Here is a 22937-nt window from a genome sequence, read left to right as displayed (position 1 = left end):
TAGGCGGTGGCGGCAATGGCTGGATGAATCAAACCGGCGGCTTTGATGGCCTATCCAGTGAGGACCAGGAAGAAGCCCGCCAAGCACACGCAGAATGGCAAGAGCGCGACCCGGAAAAGCACACCTTCGACGTTGAGGACTACGTTTCGTATGCCCAGGAACGCCAGCAGGAGCGCAACGAAGAGGTTGCCAGTTTTGTTAAAAAAGGTCGCATGGCCTAACTAGATAAGGATTACTGATTATGGAGTTTAGCTTTCCACCTCAAAACCTTGCGGAGGTATTTGGTTTCTTCGCAGTGATGTTCATTGTGATGCTGGCCTTCTATTTTTTGGGGCAGTGGCTGCACAACACCGGACACGGCCCGAAGATGAAAGCCATTGCCGACAAAATGGAGGTATTCCAAAACAGGTTGGCTGGGCGTGCTTACAAGGACATGACGAGATCGGTCGATCAAATCGACAAAATGAGACGCTGGCCGTTTGGCCGACGCAAGTAGTTAGAAAGCACACGGGCCAGTGATGGTGCACCGGCCCGCATTTCCACATACCACCTGACAGAGAGGTGACACATGACAACCACACATAATATCGAAGTTCAGCAAGCAATTCATCAGGCTGCGACCAAGCTGGCCGCCCTGGAGTTCATCGACCAGGAAACCGCCCGACAGGTTTTGCCAGTCGCGGAGGCGGTCGCCAATATGTTCACGATCCTGTACTACCAGGCTGAAACTGGCCGAGCGACGCCGGAGGACTTCCAGGAGGCGTTGGACACTATCCGCCAGGTAACAAGGAGGTAAGGCAAAAGGTGATGAACGATAAGGCAAAACGAATAACGAGGAAGAGCAGTACGCCTATCAAGGTGTACTGCTTACCCGAGGAAAAGGAGCATATCGAGGTGCAAGCAAAGCGAGCAGGCATGAGCGCTGCGCGTTATCTGCGTGAGGTTGGCCAGGGCTACAAGATCAAGGGTGTGGTCGATTGTGAGCAGGTACGGGAGTTGGCTCGAATCAACGGCGACCTTGGCCGCTTGGGTGGTCTGCTGAAGCTATGGCCTACCGATGACGTGCGAACTGCCCAGTTCGGCCAGTCTACAATCCTTGCTGTTCTAAGCAAGATTGAGGCGACGCAGGAGGAAATGGGTAACATCATGACCAAGGTTGTTATGCCAAGGTCTGATCTATAAAAAGATCAAAACCGAACATTGGGTGAAAGCTTGAGTTGGCATCTCATTGATTATTTCCGTCGATGTTGCCGCCGGCGGGCTAGCTCTGCTTTTGCCCAGGCAGATGACTCTTCCATATCCTGGCGAAGCTCTAATATCTCCTGGTCCGTCAGTTTCCGAATGACTTTGCTGGTGATGTCAGCTTCGACTGGCAAGGCTTGTTTTGAGCCACTCTCTGATTCTGTGGACTTCTTCTTGCCCATGCGCCTCACCTCCGTTCGAACGCGATATTCTCTCTATAATGTCTATGAAGTGTTGGCTTTTCGGACATTTTCGAGGGAACCTCTTTTGGATCGCAAAAGCTACCAAGCGGTGTTAGCATCCTGCGAAGCTTTAAATGCTCTGATTTTTTCAGTGAATCAACGCATACGCCAGTGACATCGATCGATGTTCAGAGTTCTGGCTAGGCAGTGTGTAACTAGGAGCATGACTGAGGCGTTGATTGCAACCCGCTCAGAGATTGGAGTAGGGCGCGAAAGGCGCTGCACGTGTGCGGTTATTTTGTTGTCGAAGGCGGTATCGCCTGAACCGGATAGTCTCTGTGGATCCGATAGTAGTTCAAGTGAGGATATGAATAAATACAGCTCAGCACAACTGTCGGCTTTGACTCGGCTTTTCTCTGCTGCCGTTTTCCGTGAAATGGCGAAGAAAGGTCGATCCGGCTTGTTCTGTCGGCTGCTTGAGCAGACCGGTCTGCTTATGTGTGCAAGTCCGCGCTCGACTGTTGGTGACATCTTCGACTCTGCGTTTGAGATTTTGAAGGTCGAGGGGCACCGTGACGAATACATCTATCGAGCGGCAATCAGTCAGAAAGTGTTAATGGGAACCCACTCGCTCCGCACGGCCTCAATGCTCAATGAGTTTCGAACCGGGAGTAGTAAGGCCGATGTTGTCATTTTGAATGGCACGGCGACCGTCTATGAAATCAAGTCGGAGCGGGATTCGCTAGCGCGACTTGCTAACCAAGTGGAAAATTATAAGCGCGTTTTCGCCAAAGTGAATGTAATCGCGAGCGAAGGACATATCGAAGGCGTACTGGAAAAGGTCCCAGAGGATGTGGGGGTTATGTGCCTTTCAAAGCGTTACCAGATTACCACAGTGCGTGAAGCAGCCGATTGCCCTGAGCGAATCTGTCCGGTCACTGTTTTTGAATCGTTGCGTATGGCAGAAAGTATTGAAATTTTGACGGCGATGGGGGTCACGGTGCCAGAGCTTCCTAATACGCAGAGACACGCTGCGGTGCGTGAGCTTTTCGCCACCCTCGACCCGGCTGCATTGCATGTAGAGCTTGTACGAACACTCAAGCGGACTCGCGATCTTTCACCTCTGGGTGACTATATCGATAGTTTGCCCAAGTCTTTACAGGCGGCTGCCCTGTCAGTATCAGTTCGACAGTCTGATCGTTCAAGGCTATTAGAAGCTATTGAGACTCCGCTATGCGCGGCCATGACATGGAGGTGATTGACGTATGTACTATCCCTATTTTCGCGGGAAGCAATTCGAACTACTAACTATCCGCGATATGGCGGGGCTGCTTGCCGAAAATAACTTTATTCCTGTGATTGAGCCCGTAAGAGAGTCGTTAGGCGGGCTCAAGAGGACCTTGAGTGCGGTACATGCCGCTGGCGGACATGCAATTGTTATCGTGAACCCTTATCACGGTGATCACCAGGAAGATGGTGCTGGCATTACAGCTCTTCTCCAAGAAGAATTTCGTGACGCTGACAATATACGCGCTGGAATCTTGCTGCGTAATGAGATGACAGTCGACGAAGTAATGGATTGCTATAGCCAACACGCCGATCATGATCCAGTGCTAGTCCATGCGGGGTTCAACGTCCCCAAGTCGCTGGCAGTCGCATTGGAGGATGACATGTCCAGCCTTACTAACGTTTTTGTCGAAGATCATGCCAAGCTGCTTTACCGTCGGCATTTCGATCAAAGCACACGCATTCTCATCCGCGACGGCTTTAAGAGGCAACGCAATGCGGATTACCCGGAGCTGGAAGAGTTTTCAGATCTTCATGTTACATACGGAGATCTCGGGATGGCGGGTTTTGGCGATTTTCTTATGGTTGGTGATGCCTACAGTGAGGGCGGAGGTCCAGCCTATGCCGTCGCTATACATCTGACCTTTATCGATCCAGATAAGGACGATGTCATGTACGTCTATCACTTCGTATCGGATACGAAGGATACGCCGAGCGATCCTGCTGGTAAGTTTGGCCAGGCGTTGGATAAGCTCATCGCGAAACTTGATAGCGGCACCTCTAATATTCTCGAAACTGCAGCTATCAACGAATTCAGGGATCTCCATGCTAAAGGCCATTTTCCAGGGCTAGGCTATGTCAAAAAGCTCTCGATGAAGCATCACATTGAAACGCTTGCCGATTATCTTGGGTGACTTTGATGCCAAAACGTTTCTGTTGCCCGGAATGCTTTGACGATCGTAGCTTACGAGATCAGCTTTTCCCGTCACTCGACCCAAGCCATGGCACCTGTGATTTTTGTGGTACAGCTAATACACAGCTCGTTGAGCCCAGCAAGCTCATGGACTATTTCGAGCTTCTGGTTAATGTGTACGAGCCGAGTGAGGGCGGGAAGTCCCTGGTCGAGTGGATGAAAGAAGACTGGCAGCTTTTCAGTCATCAGAGGATGGATATTGCTCATGCTAAGGAATTGCTTGGCGAGATTCTCAATGACGGTGAAATAGTTCGGCGTAGTTTCGCTCCGTCTGCAAGCTATATCAGTGAAGGCCTAGCTCAGTGGGACAAACTACGCGATGAGATGATGTACGGGAATCGCTGGTTTCTAGATGTTGCCATTGATCAGGATCGCCTCAAACAGCTGCTCGACATGCTGATAGCAAGGCCATTACCCAGTCAGTGGTATCGAGCACGAATTCGAACAGATGATGAGGGCTTTTCGATCGAGAAAATGGGCGCACCGCCGAGGCGACGCTCATCCAATGGTAGGGCCAACCCTGCTGGAATCCCCTATCTTTATCTGGGTTCTCTGCCTGATACGGCTGTGGCTGAGATCAGACCTCATACCGGGGAGGTTGCTTGCGTCGCTGGTTTTACTGTACCTGAGGAGATAAAGGCAGTGGACTTGCGCAACCCACGTAAGCTCGTATCGCCTTTTATCTTGCCTGACGCTAGCGATATTGGACAGTTGCGTGCTGACTTACCTTTCTTGGAGCGCTTGGGGGAGGAGTTAACGAGACCTGTTCAACCAGCGGGAGCGGCTATCGACTATATACCGAGTCAGTACCTATGCGAGTTCATTAAAAAGAAGGGGTTTGATGGCGTTGTCTATCGTAGTTCAGTCAGCGATGGTATCAATCTCGCACTGTTCAATCCCGAGTTAGCAGAAGGTGGGGATGTGACTCTCTACAATGTGACAAAGGTTTCGGTTGCAGTCGGCGCTGCCCAGATGAGTGTCAATTAACCACTGTGAATTGGTGGCTGGCGTCTATGAAACGCCGTTTCAAGAAGTAAAAACAGGGAACGTTTTAACATGGCGATAATTAGTTCTGCTGCCGAATTATGGAGTAGTCTTTGCTCGAAAGCGGGCTTAGAGGTAAGGCTGAAGAGTGGGCGCAAGGGCAGAGATTCTGATATCGAAGACTCACTTCGAACCGCTTTGGGCGTGCCTAAATCCGCCAAGTCTTTGGGCGCCTGGTTGGCGATAGATGCTGCTTCGTCTAACCCTCAAATAAGTACAGAGTTACTGTTAGCCAAGGTTTTGAAAAGCCAAGAAGGCTTTGCTCGTATGATGCAGGACATCTTGGATGTCCTAATTAAAGCTGATGCTAAGCAAGCGTCTAGTCAGCTGAGCGTAGAATTTAAGTTTGAAAAAGTACCTAGCTCTCTTCGTATGACACTGGAGCAGTTTAGGGACATTGAGCTACTGACGAGGCGCGTTCTGCAGAAGAGACCAAAGCTGCCCGATCATGATTTGATGTGGCGTATCGATGAAGTTTTTTGCTCGTTACTAGGTGGCCGCCTTCGCTGTGATAATCGGCCTTGTGGCTTCCCTCCCATCCCTGTGATAGCCCCAACTGGTTGTGAGGAGCTTGATAGGCAGTTAGACCGCGTGGCTCAGCTTGTGTCCGGTTTTAGAAACCTCTGCTGTAGCCTTGGTGAAACCCGCAGCGAGGTTTTTGATGCAGCTCGTGCCATAAATGAAAACGGAGAGCTCTTTAGGCAGGCGGTTGCTGCTACCGATTATTGGGATGAGAGCGTCTTAGATGGAGTTAAGAGTGTTTCGGATCAAGTTAACTCCGGGCAGCTATCCTCAAAGGATGCGACGGATCGTATATCTGGAGTGCTAACCGAAGTTGAGTGGGGGGAGAACTGGGTGGAGCAGACCGTGGAGGAGCTGCTCGACGTTCTGAAACTCCCTGTTTGGCGATATAGGCATGAGCTTTACTCGGTGTGGGTCGGTACTAGAATGCTCGCAGTAGTGGAGCAAGTAGTTCCAGACATGCACTATCATCCTGTTGAGGGAGTGTTGTCATTTGAGTTTGGCGGTAGCCGTTTAGCTTCATTCAACTGGGATAACAAGCAGTTTGACGTTTGGGCAGAGCTAAGATCCGCATTGGTGGGTAGTAGCTCGAAACGTAAAAGAGGAATACAGCCTGATTTCCGTGTGCTTCAGGTCGATATCTCTCAATCAGTAAATAAGCAGACGGCTTATGTGCTTGAGTGTAAGCACTATTTGAGAGGTAACACCTCTAACTTCACCTCAGCTGCAGCTGACTATGCTCGAAGTTGTCCAAATTCGGTGGTTCACGTTGTAAACCATGGTGAGATAAACGAGCCAAAACTCATGCAGTCCCTAGCTCCCGAGCTGCGGGCGCAAAGCCAGTTCATCGGAAGAGCCACACCACTGCAAGAAACTGAAACGCAGGTGATAAGTAAAGCTATTCGAAGTGCTCTTTTTCCTACTTTTGCGTTACCTGTTCCAAAGGAAACTACTTGCTTGGTGAATAGTCGGAATCCTTTGGCGGGTAGGATCCAGCTTGTGTGGAATCACAGCTTAGAAGATATAGACCTTATGCTGCGTGCGATCGACTCTAATGGCCAAGTGGTAGATGCCGTAGACTACCGGAACAAAGGAGCGTTGGAAGTGCGTCCGTTCGCTCGGCTTGATAAAGATGCGATGAGTGGCCCTGATCAGGAGTGCATTGAAATAAGCGATTGGTACTATAGTCGGTATGTGCTGATCGCAAACAATTATTCCAGAACAGGTTGCATGAATGATGTGTCGCTATATTGCGACATATATATCGGTGATGAGCCGATGTCTAGGAGATACCCTGTTGGGTTAGGTGCTGACGCTCATGAATGGAAGATAGCTGAAATAGCTATACTCAACGGCGTTCCAAAAATTATTTGATTGTTTTGATGCAAGCCTTAAGATGGTATTTTTTATGGTATCTGTGCCATATTTTTTATTAACTTGTTGTTATTAATTGATTTATTTTTGTTGTTTATAATAGAGTGGGAATGATCCCACGTCTGGCATAGCCAGGCACCACATGGCATGAAAGTGCTGCTAAGCCCGCGTAATTGCGGGCTTTTTTGTTTTTGGAATGGTGCTGCTCGGCAGAGTGAGTCAGTTTCAAACATAAGTGTTGCTGTTTCTCTGTTTTCAAGCAGCTCCCCGTCTTGCCTGTCTTTTCTTTTGGCTGCTTATCAATTTCATTGCTACGCGAAGGCGCCCAGGCGGTGGGCAGCTCGGTGTGAGCACTTGTCTGCATTTCTGACTCGGCGTGTTCTTACCCTTCAGGAACTGTTGTGCGTCACTTTCGCCAAAGAAAGGCCTCCTTTGGGTTTCTGTCACCCAATGCCAATGGCGGGCTGTTTGGCGTCGGAAATGGTAATAGGGTAGTGCGACATCGAGGTCTGCGATCCATGCCAAGAGCTTTGCGTAGCGAGGTGGGCCGGGTATAGGCTCCTATGGTCGCGGGGTGAGCTGCGTTCAGACAGAGTGAAACTATTTAACTGCCTGTGAACAGCCTGCACCATGAGCAAATAGGTAAAAATCGAAGTCCAGCTTTGCGTTAAGGATTCAGAATAAAATACATAAATGCATCCTCTAAAACTTGTTCTTGCTGCTGCTTTGAGCTTTACGACGATCTTTGCCCATGCGGCTGGCTTTCATCGTATTGAAATTCCGGCCGAATCGGATAGTCCTGCACTAAAAGGTGCTGTCTGGTATCCATGTTCGCAGCCCTTGGAGGAGGTAAAGATTGGGCCTTACGTCATGTCCGTTGCCAAGGATTGCCCAGTCGTCGGTCGCCATCTTCCGCTCGTGGTGATCTCGCACGGTTGGGGTGGCACGTTCCTTGGTCATCGGGGCATCGCCGAGACCTTGGCGAATGCTGGTTTTGTCGTTGCCGCCATTAATCATGGTGACAACGCACTGAATCCAAGGCGTTACGGAGACCTGTCTGTGTTGATCGAAAGGCCAACTGATATCAGGCGTTTGATTGACTTCATGCTTGACTCATGGCCCGATGCGTCCAAGCTTGATGCCCAGCGTGTCGGTTTTTTTGGGTTTTCACGTGGCGGCTACACCGGGTTGGTTAGCATCGGTGCCAATCCACTTGGTGAGTTGTTATGCAAACACAAAGACAACCCGGCCTGCGAGCAGGCGAAACAAGGGGAATTGCTGACACTTACCCATGATCCGCGCATCAAGGCTGCCGTGGTCGCTGATCCGCTCAGCGATTTTTTCACGGTTGAGAGTTTCAAAAATGTGAAGGTGCCCGTGCAACTCTGGCGCTCTGAGCAGGGTGGTGATGGCGTAACGCCCGAAAGCGTTGCTGCCATCGCTCACGCATTGTCAGAGAGAGTCGAGTTTCATACCGTGGCTGCTGCCGAACATTTTGCTTTCTTAGCGCCGTGCCCTCCCGAAATGGCGAAGCGGGCCCCCGAAATTTGTTTAGATCCCCCTGGGTTTGACCGTCAGGTCTTCCATACGGAACTCAACAGCACAGTGCTTGCTTTCTTTCGCAAGAATCTCGCTAACGATGAAAAGCCAGTTCCCTGATTGTGTTGGCGCATACGATCGTTGAAAACGGCAATGATGGTTTCATGTTAATGGGTGTGCAGGACACGGAATGCCTCATCCTAGCAAGCTGACAGATCGCTATTGTTCTTTGGCAACGTCAGGCCCTCAATCTTGCCAAACGAAACCTAATATCCTGGACGCTGACAATCGGATTATCCCGCCGAGGGCTTGTAACGAGGCCACCCCGCTCATTGGCTGACCATCTTGTGCCTTAGCGTTGACTGCCTGAGTTTAGGCGTTAGGACTGCTTGGCACGCCGTCCGGCCCAGCCCCCCGAGCCAGATCCATAAACGCCTGCAGATAATCAATCACTGCTTCCGTTTCCCTCATTCCCAGGAAAATTTGCTTGGCGATGCCGTGCTTGCCCAGCTTTACCGGCACCACATCCAGTTTCTCTGCATACTCCTGCACCAACCATCGGGGTAGGGCTGCGACCCCCCGTCCACTGGCTACCATCTGCATCATGATGTCTGTTGTCTCAATCGCTTTGTGGCGTCGGGGGGCGATGCCGGCGGGCAGCAGAAACTGGTTGTAGATGTCTAGCCTGTCTATGTCCACCGGATAGGAGATCAGCACCTCCCGGTCCAGGTCCTTGGGCTTGGCATAGTCCACGTTCGCCAGGGCATGGTCTTTATTGACCACCAGTACCTGCTCGTAGTCGAACACGGGCTCAAATTTCAAACCGGGTTTATAGAGCGGGTCTGGGGTGACCAGCAGATCAATTTCATAGCCAAACAGCGCGCCAATTCCCCCGAACTGGAATTTCTGCTTCACATCCACATCCACGTCTGGCCAGGCGCTGAGATACGGCGAGACGATCTTCAGCAGCCATTGATAGCAGGGGTGGCACTCCATGCCGATACGCAGTGATCCTCGCTCGCCTTGGGCGAACTGGCCCAGGCGTTCTTCGGCCAGATCCAACTGGGGCAGGACGCGGTTGGCAACGGCCAGCAGATACTGCCCAGCTTGCGTCAATTGCAGGTTACGGCCTTCGCGGCGCCAGATTTCGGTGCCCAGTTGCTGCTCCAGTTTTCGCATGGTGTGGCTAAGGGCGGATTGGGTAACGTGCAGCACGCCGGCGGCGGCGGTCAGGGAGCCTTGCTTGTCAACTTGCTGGACGACGGCCAGATGGATGCGCTCTAACATGATACGTGAATGATATTCATGGATTGGTGAGATAAGACCATTTTACTTCATTGATTGGGCTTCCTACAATGCAAGTCATTCTTTAATCCACTGGCCTATTGAGAGCATCACATGACGACGATTCATAATCTTGGCTTTCCGCGCATTGGCGCCAAACGGGAACTGAAGTTCGCCTTGGAGTCCTACTGGAAGGGCGAGTCTTCGCGTGACGAACTCAAGGCTCTGGGTGCCCAACTGCGCCAGCGTCATTGGGAGAATCAGGCCGGTCTGGATCTGGTGCCCGTGGGCGATTTCTCTTTTTACGATCAGGTGCTCGATGCCAGCTTCTTGCTGGGCAACTTGCCTGAGCGTGTTCAGGGCTTTCAGGGTGACGAGCTGGATAACTACTTCCGCGTAGCACGGGGTCGATCGGCCAAAGGTCTGGAAGATCACGGCGCCTGCTGCGGTGGTGTGGCTGCTGGTGAAATGACCAAATGGTTCGACACCAACTATCACTACATCGTCCCTGAATTTACGGCTGATACCCAGTTCAAGCTGGATGCCTCGCATCTGCTGGAGCAACTGGCGCAAGCCAAGGCGCAAGGCGTGAACGCCAAGCCTGTGATCATTGGCCCCGTGACCTATCTGGCACTGGGCAAGGCTAAGGATGAATCCAACAAGCTGGCCCTGCTGGATCGCTTGTTGCCTGTGTATGTCCAATTACTGGATACGCTGGCCAAAGCAGGCGTGGAGTGGGTGCAGATTGATGAGCCTATTCTGGTTACCGAGCTGGATGCCGATTGGCAGCAAGCGTTCAAGACCGCTTATCAGCAGTTGAAGTCTGCTGACGTGAAGTTGCTGGTAGCGACGTACTTTGGTCAGCTGCTGGAAAATGCTGCTTTGGCCGCCAGCTTGCCTGTTGCCGGTCTGCATGTGGATGCCATCAACGATCGTGATGGCGTGGAGGCATTGCTTAAGCTTTTGGGTGACGAGAAAGTCTTGTCTCTGGGCGTGATCAATGGTCGCAATATCTGGAAAACAGATTTGACCGCCGTACTGGACTGGGTTGAGCCTATCGCCAAGCAATTGGGCGATCGTCTGTGGATTGCTCCTTCCTGCTCGCTGTTGCATGTGCCAGTTGATCTGGACAGCGAACAACAGTTGGATGCCGATGTGAAGTCCTGGTTGGCCTTTGCTTTGCAAAAGCTGGACGAATTGCGCGTATTGGGCAAAGCCTTGAGCCAAGGCCGTGAGGCTGTCAAGGAGGAGCTGGCCGAGAACCTGGCCGCGTTGACGGCCCGTCGCAACTCGCCTCGAGTGAACAATCCTGCAGTGAAGGCGGCGGTGGCTCGCATTTCGGCCGAGCTGGGCAAGCGCAAGAGTGCTTACGCACAGCGTGCTTCCAAGCAAGCTGAGTTCTTGAAGTTGCCTGCATTCCCCACCACCACGATTGGTTCTTTCCCGCAAACAGTAGAAATCCGTCGTGCTCGTAGTGAGTTCAAGGCGGGTCGTCTGGACGAGAACAGCTACCAGGCCGCCATGCGTGCCGAGATTGAGCGCAGCGTGCGTGAGCAGGAAAAACTGGGTCTGGACGTGTTGGTACATGGCGAAGCCGAGCGCAACGACATGGTCGAATACTTTGGTGAGCAACTGGACGGTTACGCATTCACTCAGTTTGCTTGGGTGCAGTCCTACGGCTCGCGCTGCGTGAAACCACCCATCCTGTTTGGTGACATCAGCCGCCCTCAGGCTATGACGGTGGAATGGATTACCTACGCCCAGTCGCTGACTCAAAAACCCATGAAGGGCATGTTGACCGGCCCCGTGACGATTTTGAATTGGTCCTTTGTGCGTGATGATCAGCCTCGTTCGGCTTCTTGCCTGCAACTGGCGCTGGCCATTCGCGAAGAAGTGCTGGATCTGGAAAAGGCCGGTGTGCATGTGATCCAGATCGACGAAGCTGCCTTGCGTGAAGGCTTGCCACTGCGTAAATCGCAATGGCAAAGCTACTTGGACTGGGCGGTGGAGAGCTTTCGCATCGCCGCCAACGGCGTGGGTGACGAGACGCAAATCCATACACACATGTGCTACTCGGAATTCAACGACATCATTTCCTCCATCGCGGATATGGATGCGGACGTGATCACCATTGAAACCAGCCGTTCGGACATGGAGTTGCTGGAAGCCTTCGAGAATTTCCAGTACCCCAACGAGATTGGCCCCGGCGTGTACGACATTCACTCGCCCAATATTCCGACCGAGCAGCACATTGTGAATTTGATGAAGAAAGCCGCCGAGCGCGTGCCGGCAGAGCGTCTGTGGGTGAACCCCGACTGCGGCCTGAAGACGCGTCAATGGGCTGAGGTGATTCCGGCTTTGACCAATATGGTGGCGGCAGCCAAAGTCTTGCGGGCAAGTGCCTGATTGAGTCGGGAACCGTTTTGGCGGTGAGTCCCGGCCAAAGCCGGGACTTTTTTTGGAGGCGATTCAACACTGTTTTCTGGTTTTACCAGGAAGAAGAGGGCAAACAGTGTGGCCCCAGCAGTCGGCCAGACAATCAGCGCAAGGCATACATAAATAAGATGAATTTATTTTTATACATCAACGTATTAACTAAAAATAAATTCGAGATTGAAATCAGAAATCAGGGCATACATAAAAAATGAATAAAGAATTCGCGTTTAGCATCAAGAGCATTCGTTTTGATGAAAACTACCGTCCATCCAATAACACACGCATCACCACCAACTTTGCCAACCTGGCCCGTGGTGAAAGCCGTCAGCAAAATTTGCGCAATACCCTGGCGATGATTAACAATCGCTTCAACAATCTGGCGCATTGGGACAATCCTAATAGCGATCGTTATTCGGTCGAACTGGATATTGTCTCTGTTGATATTGATGTTGAAGGTAATGGTTCCACTTTCCCTACCATTGAAATCCTGAAAACCAATATCGTCGATCACAAAGAAAACAAGCGTATCGACGGGATTGTCGGCAATAACTTCTCTTCGTATGTGCGTGACTACGACTTCAGCGTGGTTCTGCAGGAGCACAACAAGAACAAAAATGGCTTCAGCGCCCCGGAAGGCTTTGGTGATTTGCACGGCAAACTGTTTAAGTCTTTCGTGAATTCTGCGCTGTACCAAGAAAACTTCAACAAGTCCCCCGTGATTTGCCTGAGCGTGTCCAGCAGCAAAGTCTACCACCGCACAGGGAACCAACATCCGGTATTGGGCATTGAGTATCAGCAAAATGAGTTTTCGCCTACGGATGAGTACTTCGCAAAAATGGGCCTGCAGGTTCGCTATTTCATGCCCCCAAATAGCGTTGCGCCCTTTGCCTTTTACTTCCGTGGTGATTTGCTCAGTGACTACACGAATCTGGAATTGATCAGTACCATCAGCACGATGGAAACATTTCAGAAAATCTATCGCCCCGAGATTTACAATGCCAACTCGGCCGCAGGAATGCGCTATCAGCCCAGCCTGAAAAATTCCGATCACTCGATCACGCAAATTGTCTACGATCGCGAAGAACGTAGCCGTCTGGCGGTTGAACAGGGCCGGTTTACCGAAGAAAGTTTTATCAAGCCATACAAAGTGATTCTTGATCAATGGGCAGCCAGTTACGCGCTTTGATTCATCAAAAACAACAAGGTTATTTAATTATGAAAAAATTGCTACCCACCTCCACCGCTGGCAGTTTGCCCAAACCCTCCTGGCTTGCTGAACCCGAGAAGCTGTGGTCGCCCTGGAGACTGGACGGTGAGGACCTGGTCGAAGGCAAGAAAGATGCATTGCGCTTGTCTTTACAAGAACAATTGCACGCCGGTATCGACCTGATTAGCGACGGCGAACAAACCCGCCAGCACTTCGTCACCACCTTCATCGAACATCTGGAAGGTGTGGACTTCGAAAAGCGCGAGACTGTGCGTATTCGTGACCGTTACGATGCCAGCGTGCCAACCGTTGTGGGTGCCGTGACTCGTCCCAAATCCGTGTTTGTGGATGATGCCAAATTCTTGCGTCAGCAAACCTCGCAGCCGATCAAATGGGCGCTGCCTGGCCCCATGACCATGATCGATACGCTGTACGACAACCACTACAAGAGCCGTGAAAAACTGGCTTGGGAATTTGCCAAGATCCTGAACCAGGAAGCCAAAGAGCTGGAGGCCGCAGGCGTGGATATCATCCAGTTTGACGAGCCCGCTTTCAACGTGTTTTTTGACGAAGTGAACGACTGGGGTATTGCGACTCTGGAACGAGCCATTGAAGGTCTGAAGTGCGAAACCGCTGTGCACATCTGTTACGGCTATGGCATCAAGGCCAACACGGACTGGAAAAAGACGCTGGGTTCGGAATGGCGTCAGTACGAAGAGTCCTTCCCGAAGCTGCAGCAATCCAAGATCGACATCATTTCCCTGGAATGCCAGAACTCCCACGTTCCTATGGATTTGATCGAACTGATCCGTGGCAAGAAAGTGATGGTTGGCGCCATTGACGTAGCCACCAACGTGATCGAAACCGCTGACGAAGTGGCCAATACACTGCGCAAGGCGCTGAAGTTTGTAGACGCGGACAAGCTGTACCCCTGCACCAACTGCGGTATGGCACCTTTGCCACGTGCCGTGGCTCGCGGCAAGTTGCACGCCCTGAGCGCCGGTGCTGAAATCGTTCGTAAGGAACTGTCGGCCTGATAGGCTTGATGCCTGCACGCTAGCTCGTTCAGACTGCCCCCAGCAAACAGTATTGATGGCTTTGCCATCGCTGTGACTGGGGGCAGTTTTATTGGGGCGACTGATTGTGTTGATCCTTCCATGTGCGCCGGCCTTGGCAGCATAATGCAGCGTGTTTCGGAGGTCTGCTGGGGGCCTTGGGTTTGTTTCTTCAGTGCTCCTGGTGTTAAGGCGGGTCGGGCATAAAAGGAGGACAGACGGGGGAAAGGGCAGAGCAATGCGTAACTCCACTGCCCAAACGCCAAACCCTAGGCCCTAGGCCCTAGGGACTGGGTTTCAAATAACAGATGCTCCCGAGCAGCCTGCAATGTCAGTAGGCGAGTCTATTTACACCCCTGATTAAAGAAATTCTTGTCCATGGCAAAGAAATGAACTAGGATTCACTCATGTAATGAATTTTGGTTCACTTCTTTATGGCCTACCGTCAAACCCCCGCCGTTCAAGCCCGTCTGCAAGACAATCGCAGCCGTATCCTGGAAGCCGCTCGCGCTTTGGTCAGTGAAGGAGGCTGGCAGGAAGCGCAGGTGGCCAGTGTGGCGGCCGCTGCCGGTATTGCCACGGGGACGGTCTATCGTTACTTCCCCTCCAAAGCCGAGCTGTTCGCGCAAGTCCTGTCGCTGGTGTCCCAGCGCGAGGTCGATGTGCTCACGGACATTGCGCAGGCCGATGGTTCTTCCATGTTGCGCCTGCATGCCGCTGTCTCCACTTTTGTGAAGCGCGCCATGCGTAATCCTCGTTTGGCCTATGCCTTGATTGCCGAGCCTTGCGACAAGGAAATCGACGCGGCTCGTCTGGTGTACCGCGCCGCGATCAGCCAGGTCATCCACTCCATTGTTTCCACAGGTCAGGACGCGCAGGAAATGCGCCAGGATGTGCAGCCCGATATTGCGGCGACCGTCATCGTGGGCGGTTTCATGGAAGGGTTGATTGGCCCGCTTTCTCCTTTAAGCCGTCAGCAGCACGATGGCACGGACAGTTACCAGCGCCAAGTGGCCGCGCTGGCTGACCAGATTGCCCAGATGGCGTGTGCCAGTGTGGCAGTCCTTTCTGCCACGTCTTAGAAAAACAGTTTGGAGACAACCATGAACCAGCCGCTCTCCCTCAGCATGTTGAATGCGCCCGAGGATCGTTACAGCACACATCAGGTTTTGAATCAGGCCTTGCCCGCCAGTGGTTTCAATGCTTTTACGGGCGATCAGGTTTTACGTGATGCCATTAGCCGTGAAGCCCCTTGGGCCGCATCGCGCTGTCAGGCTTTGGGGGCGGTGGCCGGCGATGAAAATGTGCAGGAATTGGCTCGCTTGGCGAACCGCCATATTCCTGAGCTTAAAACGCATGATCGCTTCGGCAACCGGATTGATTGGTTGGAATTTCACCCTAGCTGGCATGAGTTGATGGGCCTGGCCTGGCAGCACGAGGTGCCCAATTTAAGCTGGCGTACCCAAGAGGCAAACGGCCACTTCGCCCGCGCCGTCTTGTCCTATCTGTGGAATCAGGTGGAGCACGGTACGGGCTGCCCGACTGGCATGGCTTATGCGGCTTATGCCGGTTTCGAGGCCGAGCCTGCTTTGGCGATCTGGGCGGACAAGCTCAAAGGGACACGCTATGAATACAGTCGCCGCGAAGTGGGGGACAAGCCCTCGGTGGTGATTGGTTATGCGATGACAGAAAAGCAGGGCGGCTCAGATCTGCGCGAGACGCAGACGACCGCGCGCTTCTCCCATAGTGTGGATTATCACGGTGCCACGGCGCATTGGTATGAGCTGACGGGGCATAAATGGTTTTGTTCGGTGCCGCAGTCCGATGGTTTTTTTACGCTGGCCAAGGTCAATGGGGATGTCACGTGTTTCTTCTTGCCCCGTACCTTGCCGGACGGCAGCTATAACCGTTTTTTTGTGCAGCGTCTGAAGGACAAGGCGGGTAATCGCTCCAACGCATCCAGTGAGGTGGAATATGCGGGCACGCTGGCAATTCGGGTAGGGGAAGAGGGGCGCGGTATTCGGGAAATTCTGTCGCACTCGCATTTGACACGTCTGGATTTTGCGATTGGCTCGGCGGGGTTAATGCGGCAGGCGCTGACCTTGGCCCTGCGTCACACCACATCACGCAAGGCTTTTGGGACCTCTATTGCCGACCGACCCATGATGAGCAATGTGCTGGCGGATATGGCGGTAGAAGTGGAAGCGGCAACCTTGATGTCCTTGCGAGTCGCCAAGGCCACTGACCTGATGCAAGGCAGTGAACACGAAAGGCTGCTGGCGCGGGTGGCGACGCCTGCGGCTAAATACTTCAATTGCTCGCGCGCGCCCTCTATTGCGAACGAGGCATTGCAGTGTCACGGCGGCAATGGCTTTATTGAAGAAAACCCCATGGCTCGTGTGTATCGAGAGTCCCCCTTGAACAGCGTTTGGGAAGGGACGGCCAATATGATGTGCATGGATGTGCGGCGCGCCATGATCAGAGATCCGCTCACGGTGGAGGCGGTTTTCAATGAAATCAGACCCTTGGTCGGGCAAGACAAGCGCTTCGATGCCCTGGTACAGCACACTGAACGTCTGGTGAGAGCCGCGATTGAGGATGAGTTCCTGGCCCGCCCTATGACCGAAGCCGTCGCCCGTGTTTTGCAGGCCGCTGAGCTGTTGCGCTATAGCCCGCAGGAAGTGGTGGATGTGTTTTTAAGTACGCGTAGTTCCGGGGAGCTTGGAACTTGGGGGGCGCATTACGGCACTTTGGGAATGACAACGTCCTTGTCAGTCACGCAGAAAATCATGCGCAGAGCGATGGTGGCAGATTGATTGGTGCGGCTTACTAAGTATGGAGTGAGTAAAGGGCTATCAGGACTAAGTCTTGGATAGCCCTTGTTGCTTGATCTTGGCGGCTTTGCAGGCAAGGCAGCTTCCGTTTTACGCTGCCGTGCAGACCCTTAGTCGGTGCCCATCGGGGTCCAGAGCGACAAATGTGCGCCCAAAAACGGCTGTCTTGGGTGCCTGCTCTATGGGGATACCCGCTGTTACCCAGGTTTGATGCCGTTGATCAACAGCCGCATCATCGTCTACTAAAAAAGAGAGCTCGGAGCGATGGCCGGTTCCGGATGATACAAAGCTGGCTGCCTGGGTAGACCACAAACCCAGCGTCAAGCCCTTGTTCAGCTCAAAGGCGACATAGGTGGGGAAGGATTCAGCAGGCGCTTTTTGTAGCAGTTTTTCGTAGAAAAGGCGGCTGGCGGCGGGGTCTTGGACGTAGAGTAGCAAAAGATTTGGGTGATTCATGATCGCTCCAACATGGTTATTAAGCAGATCATTATGGGTGACCATACTGCCAAAAAATGGCAGTATCTAGCATGGCCCGAGCGGAACGACTTCTTTCCCTTTTACAAGTGCTACGCCGACATAAGCGTCCGGTAAGTGGTGCGCGGCTGGCTCGAGAGCTGGGCATCAGCATTCGGACGCTGTATAGAGATATTGCTTCCTTGCAGGCACAAGGTGCTGATATAGAAGGGGAACCTGGCGTGGGCTATGTGCTACGCCCCAGTTTCATGCTGCCACCCTTGATGTTTTCTCAAGCGGAGCTGGAGGCCTTGATACTGGGCTTTCGCTGGGTAGAAAAGTTCGCGGATGAACCGCTGACCAAAGCGGCTGGCGATGCGATGGCCAAGATCTCGGCGGTGTTGCCGGATAACTTGAGAGACAGCCTGGAGAGCACCGCTTTACGGGTTGGACCCAGAGTGATTCAGGATGCTGAGCTTGTTGATCTTGGCATTGCGCGTACAGCGATTCGTTTGCAGCGCAAGCTGAGCATCACATATATAGATGGGGCAGGGCAAGAGTCGGAGAGAGTGATCTGGCCTTTTTCCTTGGGCTACTTTCAGCACTTTCGGATTCTGGTGGGCTGGTGTGAGTTGAAAGGGGATTTCCGGCACTTCCGCACGGACAGGATACGAGGATTGATCAGTCTGGAAGAGTCTTATCCTCGGCATCGGGCTGATTTGTTCAAGCAGTGGCGCGCAATACAAACAGAGCTAAGCTATGTGCCTGACACCTGACACCTGACACCTGACACCTGACACCTGACACCTGACACCTGACACCTGACACCTGATTCCTGATTCCTGCTACGTCGCTTTGTGAGAACCAGTTTCTCCGTCCTGCGCTTCAAGCCCTCCTTACAAGAGGGTTTTTTTCTGGTTTATTATTGTTATGTTATAACATCTCATAATTGGCGAGAGTCCTTTGCAAGGAACCGCCCATTGATGGCTCAAGGACGAAGAGAAATGACGATGAACCCCGATAACACGCCGGTCGATCCCTCGGCCCGCATTCCCGTAACGGTTTTGTCCGGTTTTCTGGGAGCGGGCAAGACGACTTTGCTGAACCACATCCTGAACAATCGCGAAGGTCGTCGCGTGGCCGTCATCGTGAACGATATGAGCGAGGTCAATATTGATGCCGCTCTGGTTCGTGATGGCGGTGCCGAGCTCTCGCGCACGGATGAAAAGCTGGTGGAGATGAGTAACGGCTGTATTTGCTGCACCTTGCGTGAGGACTTGTTGCTGGAGGTGGACCGTCTGGCCAAGGAAGGGCGTTTTGATCAACTGGTCATTGAGTCCACCGGTATTTCAGAGCCGCTGCCCGTCGCTGAAACCTTCACCTTTGAAGGCGAGGATGGCCGTTGTCTGGGTGAAGTCGCCCGCTTGGACACCATGGTTACGGTGGTGGATGCCTTTAATTTTCTGCGTGACTACAGCTCGCAAGACAGCATTCAGTCCCGTGGCGAATCCCTGGGTGAAGAAGACGCGCGTACCGTTGTGGACTTGCTGATTGAGCAGATCGAGTTCTGTGATGTGCTGGTTCTGAACAAGATTGATTTGATCAGTGAACCAGAGCGTGAACGCCTGATGGCGATTCTGAACAGTCTGAATCCTCGCGCTCGTATTGAGACGGCCGAGTTTGGCAAGGTGCCCTTGGATCGCGTACTTAACACCGGTTTGTTCGATTTTGAAGAGGCATCCAAAGCCCCCGGTTGGTTGCAGGAATTGCGTGGCACTCACACCCCGGAAACGGAGGAGTACGGCATAGGCAATTTTGTGTACCGCGCCCGCCGCCCGTTCCATCCGCAGCGTTTTCTGGAGCTCGTTGAAAGCGAATGGCCCGGCGTGGTGCGTTCCAAAGGCTTTTTCTGGTTGGCGAACTTCCCGACCTTGGCCGGTTCCTGGTCACAGGCGGGTGCGGTGGCTCGCTATCACGTGGCGGGTTACTGGTGGGCTTCCATGCCGCCCGAACGTTGGCCGGAAGACCCCGAAGCGGTAGCCCTGATCAAGGAAAAATGGGATGAGCGCGTCGGGGACGCGCGTCAGGAGCTGGTTCTGATTGGCATGGATATGGACGAGGCCGCATTGCGTGCCCGTTTCGATGCCTGCCTGTTAAGTGATGAAGAAATGGCCAGCGGTCCCAGCACCTGGACAACATGGACGAATCCGTTCTCAGACTGGCCTTGATGGAATGAGGTCTTGCCTAGTCCCTGTCGGCTTGGGCAAGACCTTTTGATTGGATGTTGAGTATGACTGTTGTCCTTCCCGACCCGGCTTTGAACGATTCCACTTATGGCCTGACTCCGCTGTCCTGGGTGGGCATGGAGGGAATCGATTTACCTATTACCGTGGTCGAACCGGGCTATACGCGCCAACTTCATGCGCGTGTCGATGCCCAGGTTGATTTGCCGCTGGCACATGTGAAAGGGATACACATGTCCAGGCTGTATCGCTTGCTCAATGACGTGCCACCAGAACAGGCCTTGTCGCTGTTGGGGCTGCGGCGTCTTTTGCAAAGCATGGTGGATAGCCAGGAGGATTGCGGCACGCGCAGTGCGCGACTGGGTTTCAGCTTTGATTTATTGCTGCGACGGCCTGCCCTGGTGACGCAGGACTTGGCAGGATGGAAGTCCTATCCCGTTGTGCTGGAAGCCCGTCTCGTGGACGGCAGTTTTGTGTGCAAAATGCAGGTTCAGATTGGCTATTCGTCGACCTGTCCTTGTTCCGCTGCGCTGGCTCGGCAATTGATTGAACAGGGCTTTATGCAGGCCTTTGGACGGCAGCCTGACTTGCGTGCTGAGGAGGTAGCGGCCTGGCTGCACAAGCACGCCAGCCTGGCTACTGCGCACAGCCAGCGCAGTCAGGCTCTGGTTCAGGTTCAGGTATCGGAAGATAGCGAGGATTTCGGATTTTTAGCCTTGATTGATCGTGTCGAGAAGGCACTGGCAACACCTTTGCAAACGGCCGTCAAACGGGCCGATGAGCAAGCCTTTGCAGCCTTGAATGGCCAGAATCTGATGTTTGTAGAGGACGCGGCGCGTCGTATAGAAGCGGCCTTGGTAGACTATCAGAACGCTGGCATTCAGGTCCGCCATCTGGAGAGTTTGCACCCCCATGATGCGGTGGCGTTTAAAACGCCTTTGATGACAGAGACGCCTTTTGCGCGATTGAACGGGGGCGTGGCGTCATGAGTGTTTTAGTATTTATCAATCCTTGCCAAACACAACTGCACCCTCACGCGTCCTTGCCGCTGGAGAGGACAAACCAGATCACGATTAATCCGTCTGAGCGAGTGGTTCGCTTCCGTGTATCGGAGCGGCGATGAAAACCTTTCTTGCCTCTGCCCTGATCTTGCTGGTTCGCGGCTATCAGCTTTTTATCAGCCCATTGCTGGGGCCACGTTGCCGCTTTTATCCGACTTGTTCGCAATATGCGATCCAAGCCTTGCAGACGCACGGCCCACTCAAAGGAAGCTGGCTGGCCGCACGGCGTATTGTCCGTTGTCACCCCTGGCATCCGGGCGGGCATGACCCTGTTCCGGCTCGTGGCGATCAGGGTAGCCAAACGCCCAAGCATTCAGGAGATGGCCGTGGATAAGGGGGCAGTACCAGAAGAGTCCATACTCCAGGCGCAGCAATCCATTGTGGACAGTTTCCAGTGCCTGGGTAACTGGGTGGCGCGCTACGAATATCTGATTGATCTGGGACGCTCCTTGCCGGACTTCCCAGAAAAATGGCGTACGCAGGCGAACCGCTTGCATGGCTGTCAGGCACAGGTTTGGATGATCTCTGAATTGCGTGATCACAAGCTGCTTTTTCAAGCTTGTAGTGATTCCGCCATCGTCACCGGCTTGTTGGCGTTATTGATGAAGGTGTATTCGGGGCGTTTGCCTGAAGAAATCCTGTCCCATCCCCCTGACTTTTTACAGGCAATTGAACTGGAGCAGCACTTGTCACCGAATCGTGCCAATGGCCTGTTTCACATGATGGAGCGGATTCGTTTGGAGGCGCAAGCCGCTTTGGATGCAGAAACCGCAAAGGCAAAACAATGACACCAGCAATCCCGAAGGCCCCTCTCTCCCGGACCGCAGAAACGACCAAGCGGCATAATCTGCGCCATGCTGATTTGCTGCTCTGTGGCGGTACGGTAATGACCCCTAACGGGGCCGAGCCTATCGATATCGCCTGTGTGCAAGGTCGGATTATGGCTCTGGGCGATTTGCAGCCCGGCTGGAGTGCGGACTGCGTGCTGGACCTTACGGGGCTGCACGTATTGCCAGGGGTAATCGACAGCCAGGTGCATTTCCGAGAGCCGGGGCTGGAGCACAAAGAGAATCTGGAAGCGGGTACACGGGGCGCGGTCCTGGGCGGGGTGACGGCGGTTTTCGAGATGCCCAACACCCATCCCTTGACCTTGGGAGCCACTGACTTGCAAGCCAAGCTGGATGCTGCTCAAGGCCGTAGCTGGTGTGATCACGCCTTTTATATCGGTGGCTCTGCCTTGAATGCCGAGTCTTTGCAGGAATTGGAGCAGCTTCCAGGCTGCGCAGGCATCAAGGTCTTTATGGGCAGCTCTTTTGGAGACCTGTTGGCGGATGAGGACGACGTCTTGCGTCGCATCTTGCGTCATGGCCGTAGACGGCTGGCGGTGCATGCGGAGGATGAGGCCAGGCTGCGTGAGCGCAAACAGATCGCTCTGGATAGCGGCGACGTGCGCCAACATCCGGTTTGGCGTGATGTGGAAAGTGCCTTGAAGGCCACGCAACGCATTGTTCGTCTGGCGGCAGAGGTGAATCGCCGCTTGCATGTGCTCCATGTGTCCACCGCAGAGGAAATGCAGTTTCTGGCCGCCCACAAACACCGCGTGACCGTAGAGGTGACCCCGCATCATCTCAGTTTGCAAGCCCCTGAATGCTATGAGCGTCTGGGCAGTTTGGCGCAAATGAATCCGCCGGTGCGCGAGCAAGCTCATCAAGACGCGCTGTGGCAGGCGATCCGCTCGGGTGTGGTGGATGTCATTGGTAGCGATCACGCGCCGCATACCTTACTGGAGAAATCCCAAGCCTATCCCGCTTCACCCAGCGGCATGACCGGCGTGCAGACCTTGCTACCTGTGATGTTGAACCATGTCCATGCAGGTCGCTTGAGTCTGCACAGGCTGGTGGATTTGAGCAGTGCCGGGCCTGCCCGGATTTTTGGTCTGGAAGGCAAGGGACGCATCGCTGTGGGCTTTGATGCGGATTTCAGCATTGTGGATTTGAAGGCACGCCGCCGTATCCGCAATGACTGGATTGCCAGTGTCAGCGGCTGGTCTCCCTACGACGGTATGCCCGTTGTAGGCTGGCCAATTCACACCATTGTGCGCGGCCATTGTGTGGTTCGTGATGAAGCCTTGGAAGGGCAGGCGCAAGGCAGGCCGCTGCGTTTTCTGGACGTCCCTTAGCCGCCCATTCAATCAGGAGTGC

The 22937-nt window shown here is 53.3% G+C and carries 24 protein-coding genes; 20 read left to right on the top strand and 4 right to left on the bottom strand.

Features of this window, described 5'->3' with window-relative positions:
- The first annotated feature begins 23 nt into the window (after positions 1 to 23).
- From LNA76_RS06525 to traJ, 4 genes are all read left to right on the top strand, one after another.
- Complete coding sequence (locus LNA76_RS06525; protein ID WP_001076797.1) at positions 24 to 221, top strand: hypothetical protein; 198 nt, start codon at positions 24 to 26, stop codon at positions 219 to 221.
- A 20-nt stretch (positions 222 to 241) separates the two neighbouring features.
- Positions 242 to 496: a hypothetical protein gene (locus tag LNA76_RS06520; RefSeq protein ID WP_026949392.1), complete on the top strand. Its 255-nt coding sequence runs from the start codon at positions 242 to 244 to the stop codon at positions 494 to 496.
- Between the two features lie 72 nt (positions 497 to 568).
- On the top strand, positions 569 to 796 hold the full coding sequence (locus LNA76_RS06515; protein WP_230018533.1) for a type I toxin-antitoxin system ptaRNA1 family toxin: 228 nt from the start codon (positions 569 to 571) through the stop codon (positions 794 to 796).
- A gap of 11 nt (positions 797 to 807) precedes the next feature.
- Positions 808 to 1182 carry a conjugal transfer transcriptional regulator TraJ gene (traJ, locus tag LNA76_RS06510; RefSeq protein WP_230018531.1) on the top strand — a complete coding sequence of 125 codons (375 nt, stop codon included), beginning with the start codon at positions 808 to 810 and terminating at the stop codon, positions 1180 to 1182.
- A 50-nt stretch (positions 1183 to 1232) separates the two neighbouring features.
- Here traJ and LNA76_RS06505 read toward each other — a convergent pair whose 3' ends face one another.
- Positions 1233 to 1424 carry a hypothetical protein gene (locus tag LNA76_RS06505; protein WP_230018529.1) on the bottom strand — a complete coding sequence of 64 codons (192 nt, stop codon included), beginning with the start codon at positions 1422 to 1424 and terminating at the stop codon, positions 1233 to 1235.
- Positions 1425 to 1791: 367 nt separating this feature from the next.
- Between LNA76_RS06505 and LNA76_RS06500 the strand changes: the two genes are divergently transcribed.
- From LNA76_RS06500 to LNA76_RS06485, 4 genes are all read left to right on the top strand, one after another.
- Entirely contained in the window at positions 1792 to 2682 is an 891-nt protein-coding gene (locus tag LNA76_RS06500; protein ID WP_230018527.1) for a sce7726 family protein, read from the top strand.
- Between the two features lie 7 nt (positions 2683 to 2689).
- The gene (locus LNA76_RS06495; RefSeq protein WP_230018525.1) at positions 2690 to 3625 is read left to right on the top strand and encodes a sce7725 family protein; all 936 of its coding nucleotides are present in this window, start codon (positions 2690 to 2692) and stop codon (positions 3623 to 3625) included.
- A 5-nt stretch (positions 3626 to 3630) separates the two neighbouring features.
- Positions 3631 to 4671 carry an RES family NAD+ phosphorylase gene (locus LNA76_RS06490; RefSeq protein ID WP_230018523.1) on the top strand — a complete coding sequence of 347 codons (1041 nt, stop codon included), beginning with the start codon at positions 3631 to 3633 and terminating at the stop codon, positions 4669 to 4671.
- Between the two features lie 69 nt (positions 4672 to 4740).
- Positions 4741 to 6624, top strand: a complete 1884-nt coding sequence (locus LNA76_RS06485; protein WP_230018521.1) for a hypothetical protein — start codon at positions 4741 to 4743, stop codon at positions 6622 to 6624.
- Positions 6625 to 6718: 94 nt separating this feature from the next.
- On the opposite strand, the gene LNA76_RS06480 is transcribed toward LNA76_RS06485, so the two are convergent.
- Positions 6719 to 6988, bottom strand: coding sequence for a hypothetical protein (locus LNA76_RS06480; protein WP_199827883.1), 270 nt, complete (start codon positions 6986 to 6988; stop codon positions 6719 to 6721).
- Between the two features lie 329 nt (positions 6989 to 7317).
- Between LNA76_RS06480 and LNA76_RS06475 the strand changes: the two genes are divergently transcribed.
- Positions 7318 to 8283, top strand: coding sequence for an alpha/beta hydrolase family protein (locus LNA76_RS06475; protein ID WP_230018519.1), 966 nt, complete (start codon positions 7318 to 7320; stop codon positions 8281 to 8283).
- Between the two features lie 252 nt (positions 8284 to 8535).
- On the opposite strand, the gene LNA76_RS06470 is transcribed toward LNA76_RS06475, so the two are convergent.
- Positions 8536 to 9450, bottom strand: coding sequence for a LysR family transcriptional regulator (locus LNA76_RS06470; protein ID WP_108727343.1), 915 nt, complete (start codon positions 9448 to 9450; stop codon positions 8536 to 8538).
- 111 nt (positions 9451 to 9561) lie between these two features.
- On the opposite strand from LNA76_RS06470, the gene metE reads away from it, so the two are divergent.
- From metE to LNA76_RS06445, 5 genes are all read left to right on the top strand, one after another.
- Complete coding sequence (metE, locus tag LNA76_RS06465; RefSeq protein WP_230018518.1) at positions 9562 to 11853, top strand: 5-methyltetrahydropteroyltriglutamate--homocysteine S-methyltransferase; 2292 nt, start codon at positions 9562 to 9564, stop codon at positions 11851 to 11853.
- 238 nt (positions 11854 to 12091) lie between these two features.
- Positions 12092 to 13069, top strand: a complete 978-nt coding sequence (locus LNA76_RS06460) for a DUF1852 domain-containing protein (protein ID WP_230018516.1) — start codon at positions 12092 to 12094, stop codon at positions 13067 to 13069.
- A gap of 29 nt (positions 13070 to 13098) precedes the next feature.
- Positions 13099 to 14127, top strand: coding sequence for a methionine synthase (locus tag LNA76_RS06455; RefSeq protein WP_108728699.1), 1029 nt, complete (start codon positions 13099 to 13101; stop codon positions 14125 to 14127).
- Positions 14128 to 14579: 452 nt separating this feature from the next.
- Complete coding sequence (locus LNA76_RS06450) at positions 14580 to 15227, top strand: TetR/AcrR family transcriptional regulator (protein WP_094196455.1); 648 nt, start codon at positions 14580 to 14582, stop codon at positions 15225 to 15227.
- Between the two features lie 21 nt (positions 15228 to 15248).
- Positions 15249 to 16961 carry an acyl-CoA dehydrogenase family protein gene (locus LNA76_RS06445; protein ID WP_230018514.1) on the top strand — a complete coding sequence of 571 codons (1713 nt, stop codon included), beginning with the start codon at positions 15249 to 15251 and terminating at the stop codon, positions 16959 to 16961.
- A gap of 108 nt (positions 16962 to 17069) precedes the next feature.
- Here the strand turns inward: LNA76_RS06445 and LNA76_RS06440 are convergent, their stop codons facing one another.
- Positions 17070 to 17435, bottom strand: a complete 366-nt coding sequence (locus tag LNA76_RS06440; RefSeq protein WP_121738746.1) for a VOC family protein — start codon at positions 17433 to 17435, stop codon at positions 17070 to 17072.
- Between the two features lie 71 nt (positions 17436 to 17506).
- Between LNA76_RS06440 and LNA76_RS06435 the strand changes: the two genes are divergently transcribed.
- From LNA76_RS06435 to LNA76_RS06410, 6 genes are all read left to right on the top strand, one after another.
- Positions 17507 to 18208: a helix-turn-helix transcriptional regulator gene (locus LNA76_RS06435; RefSeq protein ID WP_230018512.1), complete on the top strand. Its 702-nt coding sequence runs from the start codon at positions 17507 to 17509 to the stop codon at positions 18206 to 18208.
- A gap of 234 nt (positions 18209 to 18442) precedes the next feature.
- Complete coding sequence (zigA, locus tag LNA76_RS06430) at positions 18443 to 19660, top strand: zinc metallochaperone GTPase ZigA (protein ID WP_230018510.1); 1218 nt, start codon at positions 18443 to 18445, stop codon at positions 19658 to 19660.
- A gap of 62 nt (positions 19661 to 19722) precedes the next feature.
- Entirely contained in the window at positions 19723 to 20664 is a 942-nt protein-coding gene (gene folE2 / locus LNA76_RS06425; RefSeq protein ID WP_230018508.1) for a GTP cyclohydrolase FolE2, read from the top strand.
- A 130-nt stretch (positions 20665 to 20794) separates the two neighbouring features.
- Entirely contained in the window at positions 20795 to 21070 is a 276-nt protein-coding gene (gene yidD, locus LNA76_RS06420) for a membrane protein insertion efficiency factor YidD (protein WP_108727350.1), read from the top strand.
- Entirely contained in the window at positions 21057 to 21524 is a 468-nt protein-coding gene (locus LNA76_RS06415) for a SufE family protein (protein WP_230018506.1), read from the top strand. The genes yidD and LNA76_RS06415 overlap by 14 nt, the downstream gene beginning before the upstream one ends.
- The gene (locus LNA76_RS06410; protein ID WP_230018504.1) at positions 21521 to 22915 is read left to right on the top strand and encodes a dihydroorotase; all 1395 of its coding nucleotides are present in this window, start codon (positions 21521 to 21523) and stop codon (positions 22913 to 22915) included. Before LNA76_RS06415 ends, LNA76_RS06410 begins: the two co-directional genes overlap by 4 nt.
- Positions 22916 to 22937 lie beyond the last annotated feature (22 nt).

The organism is Alcaligenes sp. MMA, from assembly GCF_020907215.1.
Classification (GTDB): Bacteria; Pseudomonadota; Gammaproteobacteria; order Burkholderiales; family Burkholderiaceae_B; genus Alcaligenes; species Alcaligenes aquatilis.
This window is presented reverse-complemented; position numbering and strand designations above follow the sequence as displayed.

Bases quoted from the DNA above. Each gene is read 5' to 3' on its own strand.
- LNA76_RS06525 (WP_001076797.1), top strand. From the start codon at position 24: ATGAATCAAACCGGCGGCTTTGATGGCCTATCCAGTGAGGACCAGGAA.
- LNA76_RS06520 (WP_026949392.1), top strand. From the start codon at position 242: ATGGAGTTTAGCTTTCCACCTCAAAACCTTGCGGAGGTATTTGGTTTC.
- LNA76_RS06515 (WP_230018533.1), top strand. From the start codon at position 569: ATGACAACCACACATAATATCGAAGTTCAGCAAGCAATTCATCAGGCT.
- traJ (WP_230018531.1), top strand. From the start codon at position 808: ATGAACGATAAGGCAAAACGAATAACGAGGAAGAGCAGTACGCCTATC.
- LNA76_RS06505 (WP_230018529.1), bottom strand. From the start codon at position 1,424: ATGGGCAAGAAGAAGTCCACAGAATCAGAGAGTGGCTCAAAACAAGCC.
- LNA76_RS06500 (WP_230018527.1), top strand. From the start codon at position 1,792: ATGAATAAATACAGCTCAGCACAACTGTCGGCTTTGACTCGGCTTTTC.
- LNA76_RS06495 (WP_230018525.1), top strand. From the start codon at position 2,690: ATGTACTATCCCTATTTTCGCGGGAAGCAATTCGAACTACTAACTATC.
- LNA76_RS06490 (WP_230018523.1), top strand. From the start codon at position 3,631: ATGCCAAAACGTTTCTGTTGCCCGGAATGCTTTGACGATCGTAGCTTA.
- LNA76_RS06485 (WP_230018521.1), top strand. From the start codon at position 4,741: ATGGCGATAATTAGTTCTGCTGCCGAATTATGGAGTAGTCTTTGCTCG.
- LNA76_RS06480 (WP_199827883.1), bottom strand. From the start codon at position 6,988: ATGCAGACAAGTGCTCACACCGAGCTGCCCACCGCCTGGGCGCCTTCG.
- LNA76_RS06475 (WP_230018519.1), top strand. From the start codon at position 7,318: ATGCATCCTCTAAAACTTGTTCTTGCTGCTGCTTTGAGCTTTACGACG.
- LNA76_RS06470 (WP_108727343.1), bottom strand. From the start codon at position 9,450: ATGTTAGAGCGCATCCATCTGGCCGTCGTCCAGCAAGTTGACAAGCAA.
- metE (WP_230018518.1), top strand. From the start codon at position 9,562: ATGACGACGATTCATAATCTTGGCTTTCCGCGCATTGGCGCCAAACGG.
- LNA76_RS06460 (WP_230018516.1), top strand. From the start codon at position 12,092: ATGAATAAAGAATTCGCGTTTAGCATCAAGAGCATTCGTTTTGATGAA.
- LNA76_RS06455 (WP_108728699.1), top strand. From the start codon at position 13,099: ATGAAAAAATTGCTACCCACCTCCACCGCTGGCAGTTTGCCCAAACCC.
- LNA76_RS06450 (WP_094196455.1), top strand. From the start codon at position 14,580: ATGGCCTACCGTCAAACCCCCGCCGTTCAAGCCCGTCTGCAAGACAAT.
- LNA76_RS06445 (WP_230018514.1), top strand. From the start codon at position 15,249: ATGAACCAGCCGCTCTCCCTCAGCATGTTGAATGCGCCCGAGGATCGT.
- LNA76_RS06440 (WP_121738746.1), bottom strand. From the start codon at position 17,435: ATGAATCACCCAAATCTTTTGCTACTCTACGTCCAAGACCCCGCCGCC.
- LNA76_RS06435 (WP_230018512.1), top strand. From the start codon at position 17,507: ATGGCCCGAGCGGAACGACTTCTTTCCCTTTTACAAGTGCTACGCCGA.
- zigA (WP_230018510.1), top strand. From the start codon at position 18,443: ATGAACCCCGATAACACGCCGGTCGATCCCTCGGCCCGCATTCCCGTA.
- folE2 (WP_230018508.1), top strand. From the start codon at position 19,723: ATGACTGTTGTCCTTCCCGACCCGGCTTTGAACGATTCCACTTATGGC.
- yidD (WP_108727350.1), top strand. From the start codon at position 20,795: ATGAAAACCTTTCTTGCCTCTGCCCTGATCTTGCTGGTTCGCGGCTAT.
- LNA76_RS06415 (WP_230018506.1), top strand. From the start codon at position 21,057: ATGGCCGTGGATAAGGGGGCAGTACCAGAAGAGTCCATACTCCAGGCG.
- LNA76_RS06410 (WP_230018504.1), top strand. From the start codon at position 21,521: ATGACACCAGCAATCCCGAAGGCCCCTCTCTCCCGGACCGCAGAAACG.